This window comes from Lentisphaerota bacterium, assembly GCA_016873675.1.
Lineage (GTDB): Bacteria > Verrucomicrobiota > Kiritimatiellia > RFP12 > JAAYNR01 > VGWG01.
Genome location: VGWG01000097.1, coordinates 1 through 10,028, shown reverse-complemented (window position 1 = coordinate 10,028; position 10,028 = coordinate 1). Strand labels below are relative to the sequence as shown.

The 10,028-nt window shown below is 61.7% G+C and carries 4 protein-coding genes; 3 read left to right on the top strand and 1 reads right to left on the bottom strand.

Features of this window, described 5'->3' with window-relative positions; all coding sequences use genetic code 11:
• Positions 1-1,612 precede the first annotated feature (1,612 nt).
• Both FJ222_10345 and FJ222_10340 read left to right on the top strand, forming a co-directional pair.
• Positions 1,613-4,471 carry a DUF559 domain-containing protein gene (locus FJ222_10345; protein ID MBM4164821.1) on the top strand — a complete coding sequence of 953 codons (2,859 nt, stop codon included), beginning with the start codon at positions 1,613-1,615 and terminating at the stop codon, positions 4,469-4,471.
• Positions 4,472-4,731: 260 nt separating this feature from the next.
• Positions 4,732-7,692 (top strand): class I SAM-dependent DNA methyltransferase, encoded by a 2,961-nt coding sequence (locus FJ222_10340; GenBank protein MBM4164820.1) that lies wholly within the window; start codon positions 4,732-4,734, stop codon positions 7,690-7,692.
• Between the two features lie 28 nt (positions 7,693-7,720).
• On the opposite strand, the gene FJ222_10335 is transcribed toward FJ222_10340, so the two are convergent.
• Positions 7,721-8,530 carry an HAD-IIA family hydrolase gene (locus tag FJ222_10335; protein MBM4164819.1) on the bottom strand — a complete coding sequence of 270 codons (810 nt, stop codon included), beginning with the start codon at positions 8,528-8,530 and terminating at the stop codon, positions 7,721-7,723.
• Between the two features lie 308 nt (positions 8,531-8,838).
• Here FJ222_10335 and FJ222_10330 point away from each other — a divergent pair.
• On the top strand, positions 8,839-10,028 hold a 1,190-nt coding region (locus FJ222_10330), incomplete at its 3' end, for a recombinase (GenBank protein MBM4164818.1).

Genomic DNA, 10,028 nt, shown 5'->3' with positions numbered 1-10,028 from the left:
TGTCTGGTTTCTACTATCAAGACCACTACCGCACCGTCAATACGGTGGAGGAACGTATCGAGCCCCAGGGCCGCCCGGAATGGCGGGTCCGCTACGCCCCTGCCACCAACGGGGAGCATAGCGTTACCCTCCGCGTGCGCGATCGCTGGGGCGAGGACACCGCCGCCCCGCTTTCATTCACGGTTCGTGAGCCCGAAAATCCGTTTTCATTCATTCGCGTCTCGGCCGCCGACCCCCGCTATTTCGAGACCGAAGACGGCGATTTCTTCTATCCAATCGGGCACAATATCCGCTCCCCCTTTGACACCCGCATGGATGATCAGTTTCCCTGGCGCTTCCGCCATCCGACCGGATCATCGGCCTATAAAGACTATTTTGCAGACATGCACAAGGTGGGCGAGAACTTTGTCGAGATCTGGATGAGCGCCTGGTCGCTCGGCATCGAATGGAGCCCCGTCATTCGCGGCTACCATGGCGCGGGCGATTACCGGTTGGACAACGCATGGGATCTGGACCGCGTCCTCGAATGGGCGCGCGCCTCCGGCATCCGCGTGAATCTGGTTCTCAACAATCACGGGCGTGTCAGCGCCTGGTGCGACCCCGAATGGCAGGACCACCCCTACAACGCGAACTGCGGGGGGTGGTGCCAGAACGTCATGGAGTATTTCACGCACGAACGATCCATAGAAATGACTCAGCGCCTCCACCGCTATCTCGTCGCCCGCTGGGGCTGGGACTCCACCGTCTTCACGTGGCAGCTGTTCAGCGAATTGGACCTTGCGGGCCCCAGTTCCAAGCAGCGCGGCAGCGGCGATCCCCGCGTCGTCGCCTGGCACCGTGTGATGGCCGACCATCTTCGCGCCATCGACCCCAACCACCGTCTCGTCTCGACCCACGTTTCGGGTGATTACAAGGTCCAGAACCCGGAGCTTTGCAAACTGCCCCCGCTTGACCACTGCGCGGTCGACGCCTACCACACTGGCCCGCCCCACCAGATCGTGAATCTCATCACAGAAACCGCCCAATTCAACAATTCTTTTGGCAAGCCGGTTCTGATCACGGAGTTCGGGGGCTCGCCCATGGCTGCTGGCGCCGAACATTTGCGTCAGGAGCACCACGCCGCGCTGTGGTCCGCAACCGCCTCGCCCATCGCCGGCACGCCCCTCTTTTGGTGGTGGCATGTGATTGACGAGCTAAACCTCTACCCGGCTTATGCCGCGATCCAGTGCTTTATGAAGGATGTGGACAAGCGGGACCCCGAGATGGTGCGGGTCCATCCAACCCTCCAAACGGAAGACTCGCCCGACACGCTGCCGCTGGAGGTCGTTTGCTCGGCCTCGCCCAGTCAGGCCATCGGCTGGATATTCACCCGCGCCGGCTTCAGCGGCGTGCGCGAAAGCGGGGGCGAGGCGCTGAAGCTGAACGTCAACAACCTGGTCGTCGAACTCGGCGGGTTCACGCCCGACCAGGCCTACTGTATCGAAATCGCCGATACGGCTTCGGGGCAGACCATCAAGCGATTCGACCTGCGCGCCACGGGCGGCACGCTGATTTTCCAAGTACCGCCCTTCACCCGTGACTGCGCCTTTAAGATCCGCAAGCGGTGATCCGCATGGATCCGATTCCCATCCATTCATTCGCTGACACCACCCACAGCTCCCCATCCGAGACGAAAGTGGCGTTATTTCGTTCGTTGTTCAGGGGCCGCGAGGATGTCTTTGCGCGCCGGTTTGAGAGCGCGCGAACGGGGCGATCCGGCTACCAGCCCGTCTGCGCCAACGAATGGCGACACGGGCTATGTGATAAAAAATGCGGTCCATGCGCCCGTTGTTCGAACCGGCAATTCGTCCCCGTCTCCGACCTCCTGATTGCACACCACCTCACGGGGGCCGATGAACAGGGGCGCCCGTTTGTTATGGGTGTCTACCCGCTGTTGACAGACGAGACCTGTTGTTTCCTTGCCATGGATTTTGACCAGGCGGCGTGGCAGGACGATGTCACGGCCGTGCTGCGGGTCAGCCGCGATCTGAATGTACCGTTCATTTTGGAGCGATCACGCTCCGGAAATGGCGGACACCTCTGGCTCTTCTTTTCCGAGCCGGTTCCGGCGCGGCTGGCGCGCGAGTTGGGCTCATTCATGCTGACCGCCGCAGCGGAACGCCATGCGTATCTGGGGCTTGATTCCTATGATCGCCTGTTTCCCAACCAGGACACGATGCCGCAGGGCGGATTTGGCAATCTCATCGCGCTCCCGCTCCAGAAACACGCGCGGGCACAGGGCAACACCCTGTTTCTCGACGATGCGTTCGCCCCGCATGCCGACCCCTGGGCTTTTCTGGCGCAGACACGCCGCCTGTCGGCTCAGGATGCGGAGGCGCTGGTCACGCAAGCCCGCAGGCGGGATGGTGTGCTGGGCGTTCGTTATCCCGAAACCGAAGCGGATGACCCGCGCACACCGATGGTATCCCTCCCGTCCACGCTTCTCCTTCCTGAAAAACATCCGGGCTCGGTCACCGCCCATTTGAGTGATCGGCTCTATGTGGAGCGGAACATGCTGCCGGCTTCCCTGCTGAACCGAATCGCGCGGCTGGCCGCCTTTCAAAACCCGTCTTTCTACGCTGCGCAAGCGATGCGGATGAACACGTTCGGCATCCCGCGCATCATCTCCTGCGCCGAGCTCGTTGCCGATCACGTCATCCTGCCCCGTGGATGCCGGGACGACCTTGAGGCCCTGCTGCAATCGGCCGACATCGAGCTGGTGCTCCATGACGAACGCTGTTCTGGAGAGCGGCTGGATGTAGCGTTTGCTGGCACCTTGCGGCCGGAGCAGCGCGCCGCCGCACAGGCGATGCTCGCCCACGACACCGGTGTTCTGGCCGCGACCACGGCTTTCGGCAAGACGGTGCTCGCGGCGTGGCTGATCGCGCAACGGGGCGTCAACACGCTGGTTCTGGTCAACAGGCGCCAGCTTCAGGAGCAATGGGTCGCGCGGCTCTCGACCTTTCTCGGCATTCCCGAAAAGATGATCGGCCGATGGGGCGGCGGACGCAAAACGCTGACGGGACGGATTGACGTCGCGCTGTTCCAGAGCCTTGTCAATGCCGACGGCGCGAACGATTGCGTCGCGCGATACGGGCACGTGGTGGTCGATGAGTGCCATGCCGTCTCGGCGGTGGGCTTCGAGTCGGTCGTCCGCCGCGCCCATGCCCGCTACGTATTGGGGCTATCGGCGACGCCGTTTCGCAAGGACGGCCATCATCCGATCATCTTCATGCAGTGCGGCCCGATCCGCTATCGGGTGAGCGCGAAACAGCAGGCGGCGCGACAGCCGTTCGTCCATCTGGTCAAAGTCCGTCCCACCGCCTTTCAGCCCTCCCTGGAAGCCTCGGAGGAGGCCGCTCCGAGAAGACGGTTCCTGCTCTATATGAACGAAATCTGCGTGAATGCCGCCCGTAACGCCAAACTGTGCGACGAGATCGCCGCAGCGCTGAACGCAGGGCGATCACCGGTTGTTTTGTCCGAACGGGTTGACCATCTCGCCGTGCTGGAGGCGGGCCTGAAGCAGCGGATACCCGAATCCACGGCGGTCTTCGTGTTCACAGGCGGCTCTGGCCGAAAGCAACAGGCGCAAGTGAGGGCGCGGCTGGAGGCCGTGCCGCGGGAGCAACCGCGCCTGATCCTGGCGACGGGACGGTATCTGGGCGAAGGCTTTGACGACGCCCGGCTCGACACCCTTTTTCTGGCGATGCCCGTTTCCTGGAAAGGGGTGATCGCGCAGTACGCCGGACGCTTGCACCGGCTGGATCCAGGCAAACACGAGGTTCACATCCATGACTATGCCGATCTGAACGTCCGCATGCTGGCCCGAATGTTCGACCGGCGCTGTCGCGGATACGAGGCGATCGGCTATCGCATCCTCCTTCCCGCAGGCGCGGTGGCGGGGTGGCCCCCCGAGGTCGAACTGCCCGTGGATCCGCAGTGGAACGAAACTTACGCCGCCACGGTGCGGCGACTGATACGCGATGGTGTGGACATCCCGCTTGCCGACCTGTTCGTGTTCGCAACCAAAACCCTCACCGATGCGATGGCTGGCGTTTCACGGGCGCGAAGCGCGGGTGAGGCCTTTCTTTTCCGACGCCTGGAGACGCTGAAGGATACCGAAGGGCTGTTTGCGTTGAACCGGCCGCTGCCGATCCCGTTCGGCGACTCCGAGATGATGGAGGTCGATCTGCTGTGCGAACGGTGCAAGGTGGCAATCGAGGTTGACGGCGCACAGCATCTGGCCGATCCGGCGGCCTACCGCCGCGACCGGATGAAGGATATCCTATTGCAAGAGCACGGCTACCTCGTTCTGCGCGTCCTCGCCGAAGATGTGGTGCAGCGCCTGGACCGGGTGCTGGACACCGTGCTGCGGATCATCGCCCGACGAAAAAGCCATACCGAAATCATACCCACCCCCGCCAGAAAATAGCCCTGCCTCCCGCCGTCACCATACGACCCATATCGATTCATTCGACATCTCCCCCGAAAATCGCCCCGGCGCGGCGTTCGCCCACGCTACCATCCGTCCGGGGCCGGGCCTGTTCGTTCCTTTACAAGAGTAACCGACAAGAATCGACAAGGCGAACGGTCAGCTTTCAACTTTCCATATTCAGCTTTCCTCCTTGCCACCCGCCATCAATCGCGCTATCTTCTCCGCTGTCCGCGTGACCGTTATTTCGCGCCGTTGCGATGCCAGAGGAATCCTGCATGCCGATCAGTTGGAACGAAATCCGTCAGAACGCCATCCGCTTTTCGCGCGAATGGGCCGAGGAGCACCGTGAGGACGCGGAGGCCAAATCCTTCTGGGACGAGTTCTTCGGCGTGTTCGGCGTCCGTCGCCGCCTGCTGGCCACCTTCGAGGAACCCGTCCGCAAGATCAACGGCCAGTACGGCTACATCGACCTCTTCTGGCGGGGTATCATGCTCGCCGAGCACAAGAGCTGCGGCAAGAGTCTGGACAAGGCCGAGTCGCAAGCCTTCAATTACATCCAGGATCTCGCCCGCGAGCAGCGGGCCGAAGACCTCCCGCGCTATGTCATCCTCTCCGACTTCGACCGTGTCGCCCTCTACGATCTGGATCCTGACGACCAGCTCGAACTGCCGCTCTGCGCGGCCCGCAAATACAGCAAATCCGAGTTTCCCCTCAAGGAACTGCACAAGCACATTCACGAATTCGCCTTCATCGCAGGCTACACGCAGCACCGGGTGCGCGACGAAGACCCCATAAATATGCGGGCCGTGGAGATCCTCGGCGACCTCCACGACGCCCTCGCCGACGGCGGTTATAAGGGACACGACCTCGAACGCTTTTTGGTCCGCATCCTCTTCTGCCTCTTCGCCGAAGACACCGGCCTCTTCGAGCCTGGCGCCTTCACCCTCTTCATCGAGAACCGCACGGCCAAGGACGGCTCCGATCTTGGCGTGCTTCTGGCCCGCCTCTTCGACATCCTCGATACCCCGCCCGAGCGCCGACAGCGGAACCTCGACGAGGCTCTTGCCGCATTCCCCTACGTCAACGGCGATCTCTTCCGCGAGCGCCTCCCCTTCGCCGACTTCAACCGCGCCATGCGCGACGCGCTGGTCGCCTGCACCGATTTCAACTGGTCGAAAATTTCACCCGCGATTTTCGGATCCCTCTTCCAGGGCATCATGGACCCCAAGGAGCGCCGACAGACCGGCGGTCACTACACCTCCGAGCGCGACATCCTCAAAGTCGTCAACGCCCTCTTCATGGACGCCCTGCGGGCGGAGTTCGAGAAGGCCCGCCGCAGTGCGGCTATGCTCCGGCAATTCCACAAGAAACTCGGCACCCTCCGCTTCTTCGACCCCGCCTGCGGCTGCGGCAACTTCCTGGTCATCACCTACCGCGAGTTGCGCCTTCTGGAGATCGCGGTGCTCAAAGCCCTATCTGGCGACGTCAGGCAGACGGAGCTCAAACTCGACGTCCAGTCGCTCTCCTGCGTCGACGTCGACGCCTTCACCGGCATCGAAATCCAGGAGTGGCCCGCCCGCATCGCCGAGGTGGCGATGTGGCTCATGGACCACCAGATGAACATCCGCCTCTCCGAGACCTTCGGCCAGTACTTCGTCCGCCTGCCGCTCCGCAAGTCCGCCAACATCGTCCTCGGCAACGCCCTGCGTCTCGACTGGAAAACAATCGTGCCGCCCGACCAGTGCTCTTACGTCCTCGGCAACCCGCCCTTCATCGGCAAGCACTACCAAACTGCCGAGCAGAAAGCGGACATGGCCGCCGTTTTCGGGAGCTTTCAGAATACCGGCGATCTGGATTACGTCACCTGCTGGCACTGCCGCGCCGCCGAATACATCCAAGGCTCGGCCATCGTGGTCGGTTTCGTGTCCACAAACTCGATCACCCAAGGCGAACAGGTGCCCCTCGTCTGGGGACTTCTGTTCGGCACGTGGCGCGTCAAGATTCACTTCGCGCACCGGACGTTTCAGTGGCAGAGTGAGGCGCGCGGCAAGGCCCACGTCCACGTCGTCATTATCGGCTTTGCCGCGTTTGACATCCCCGTCAAGAGGCTGTTCGATTACGACTCCGGAAACGGCGCCGCCACTGTGACCGAGACGACCAATATTAGCCCCTATCTCACCCCAGGACCAGATGCGTTTGTCACGAAGCGGCAGAAGCCGCTCTCGCCCGTTCCTGAAATGCGCTGCGGCAACAAGCCGTCCGACGGCGGCAACCTGATTCTGACCGACAGCGAACGGAACGCGTTGCTTGCTGCCGAACCCGGCGCGGGGAAATACCTGCGGCGCTTTACCGGTTCGGAAGAATTCATCAACGGCAATATGCGCTGGTGCCTCTGGCTTGAAGGTGCCGATCCGCAAGCCCTTCGCGCCCTGCCGCTGATTCTTGGACGCGTGGAGAAGGTGCGAGACTTCCGGGCGAAGAGTACGGCTGCGCCGACCCGCAGCGCGGCGCAGACGCCGTCGCTGTTTTTTTACCGCTCGCAGCCGACCACAGATTATATCCTGATTCCCGAGGTCTCCTCCGAGCGGCGGCATTACATCCCGATTGGCATCGCCAATCCATCACTCGTCCCGAGCAACACGTGCTTTGTGATCCCGACATCCGACCTGTATCTGTTCGGCGTGCTGACCTCGGCCATGCACATGGCGTGGATGCGGCAGGTTGGCGGGCGACTCAAATCCGATTATCGCTACTCGCGGACGATGGTCTACAACACGTTCCCCTGGCCGCTGCTCGACTTGCCGGTGCCTGATCGTGACGCCTCCTGCGTCCGTGAGGCGGCGGCACGGATCTATTGGTCTTCGTATCACGAAGGCGGGGAAGAAGAGGCCGTGGCGATTCCGAAGGCGAAGGAGCAGACCGGTCGACTCACCGGCGACGCGAAAAAAAAGGCCGCCGTGGAGGCCAGGGCGCAGGTCGTTCTCGATACGCGGAAGCGCTATCTGCACGCCACGCTGGCCGATCTCTACGATCCGTTGACCATGCCCGCCGATCTCGTCAAAGCCCATGCCGCCCTCGACCGCGCGGTTGACCGTTGTTACCGTCCGCAGCCCTTCACCTCCGACCGCCAGCGTGTGGAATTCCTCTTCGCCCTCTACGAGCGCACCACCGCCCCGCTGCTGCCGGTGGAGAAGAAGACGAGACGGCGGCCGGGGTGATGGTGTTTGAATCGCGTTCGTGGTGAATTCAACTCCTGCTATCAGGAGAATCGATCAGCGCGCGCAATTCCGCGAAGGTTTCGACCACCCAGGTGGGTGCGATGGGTGCGCGGGCAAGGTCGGCGCGGGTGGAAATGCCGGTGAGGATCAGCACGGTGCGCATCCCTGCGGCATGTCCGGCGGGAATGTCGGTGTCGAGATTATCCCCGACGGCGATTACGTCGGCCCCGTCCAAGCCCATGTCCTGAAGCACCATCTCGAAGAGCGGCCGTTCCGGTTTGCCGATTACCAAGGGTGCCACCCCTGTGGCCGTCTCGACTGCGGCGACGATGGACCCAGTGCCCGGGGCAATGCCGTCGGCGACGCGCAGGGCGCGGTCGGTGTTGGTGGCGACAAACTGCGCGCCCTTCCCGATTAGGCGCGTGGCCACGCTCAGCTTCTGATAATCAAACGCGCGGTCGAAACTGACGATCACATAATCGGGTGACTGGTCATCCAGAATAAACCCCCGCCGATTGAGCGCCTCCAAGAGGCCAGACTCGCCAATGGCGTAAACGCGCCCGGGCTTGAGATAGGCGGCGGTGGCGTCCGAGGACGTCACGACATCGTTTGGCCCGCATGCCAGCCCCATATCGCGCAACTGAGCGCAGACCTCGGTGCCGGGCCGGTTGGCGCGGTTGGTCGCGTAACGGATCGCGATGCCGCGCGTGCACAGGTCGCGGACAAGTTCGACGGCGCCCGGTACCGCTTCATCGCCCCGGTAGACAGTCCCATCCAAATCAAGAATAACGCCCTTAATGCTCATAAAAAAACGATTCCTTGAGCCACTTGCATCCATACAGAAAATCGGCCAGCCAATTTGTTATTATCGAGCAAAACGAGTCACAAATGCAAGCCCATGACTCAAAAAAAATAAGACCGCAGGACGAATGACAGAATCGTTCTTTTTGCATCCAATCCATATCGAGTCAACCCGCATTTGCACGTGTCTGCGAAACAAGGACTTATGTCTTGTGAATAAAAATCCACCAAATGTTGTGGACTTTGTTTGCCGCTACCACTATATATTGATCCCAACGGCTCCATTGGCTTTGGGTCACCGAGCGGGGTTATTTTTTCCGACATTTATCAGGACAGGGCATCCCTATGAGCATCGAATCCCTCCAAAACTACGTCTTTACGTCAAAATACAGTCGTTACATTCCTGAAAAAATGCGTCGTGAAACCTTTGACGAGGCTGTGGATCGGGTCATTGATATGCACCGCACCCATTTCAAGGCCAAGGGGATCGAGGTTGAAGATCTGCTGACCATTTGCGCGGAGGCGATGAAGAAGCGTCTGATGCTGGGTTCGCAGCGCGCCATGCAATTCGGGGGCGACCCGATCTTGCGCAAGCATGCGCGCATTTACAACTGCACCACATCCTACTGTGACCGCCCCCGCTTCTTTCAAGAGGCGTTGTGGCTCCTCCTTTGCGGATGCGGCGTGGGGTTCTCGGTCCAGAAGCATCATATCGCGAAACTACCCAGCCTCGCCCGCCCAACGGGCACCCGCGCCACGTTCCAGATTCCGGACACGATCGAAGGGTGGTCCGACGCACTCGGCATACTGCTCTCATCCTATTTCACATCGGATCAGCCCTTCCCCGAATATGCCAACCGGGTCGTCGATTATGATTACACGCTCATCCGCCCCAAAGGCCGGCCGATTTCATCCGGAATGGGGCGTGCCCCGGGCCCCGAGCCGCTCCGCCGCTCGCTCGATCTGATCCGCTCGCTGGTGGACGCCCGCATCGAGCAGGGCCTCACCCGCTTCCGGCCGATCGACGCCTACGACATCATGATGCACGCCTCAGACGCCGTCCTCTCGGGCGGCGTCCGGCGCTCCGCCTCGATCTGCCTTTTTTCGCCCGACGACGAACTCATGGCCACGGCAAAGACCGGCAACTGGTTCTCTGAAAACCCTCAGCGAGCCCGCTCGAACAACTCTGCGATGCTCCTCCGTTCAACGACGAGCCGCAAGCAATTCGCCAAATTACTGAAATCGGTCCGCGAATTCGGGGAGCCCGGTTTTGTCTGGACCGACGACCTGGAAGCGACCTTCAACCCCTGCGGGGAGATCGGCCTCTACCCGCAGATCGACGGCCAGTCGGGCTTTGCTTTCTGCAACCTCTGCGAAATCAACATGGGCCGTGTCGACTCGGAGGCCAGGTTCCGCGAATCCTGCATCGCCGCCGCGATTCTCGGCACCCTTCAGGCGGATTACACCGACTTTGCCTATCTCGGCGACGTGTCCACCCGCATCGCCCGCCGCGAGGCCCTCCTCGGCATCTCGAT

What these genes read in the sequence shown, in the direction of transcription:
- FJ222_10345 (MBM4164821.1), top strand. Translation starts at nt 1,613, where the DNA reads ATGGATCCGATTCCCATCCATTCATTCGCTGACACCACCCACAGCTCC.
- FJ222_10340 (MBM4164820.1), top strand. Translation starts at nt 4,732, where the DNA reads ATGCCAGAGGAATCCTGCATGCCGATCAGTTGGAACGAAATCCGTCAG.
- FJ222_10335 (MBM4164819.1), bottom strand. Translation starts at nt 8,530, where the DNA reads ATGGATGCAAGTGGCTCAAGGAATCGTTTTTTTATGAGCATTAAGGGC.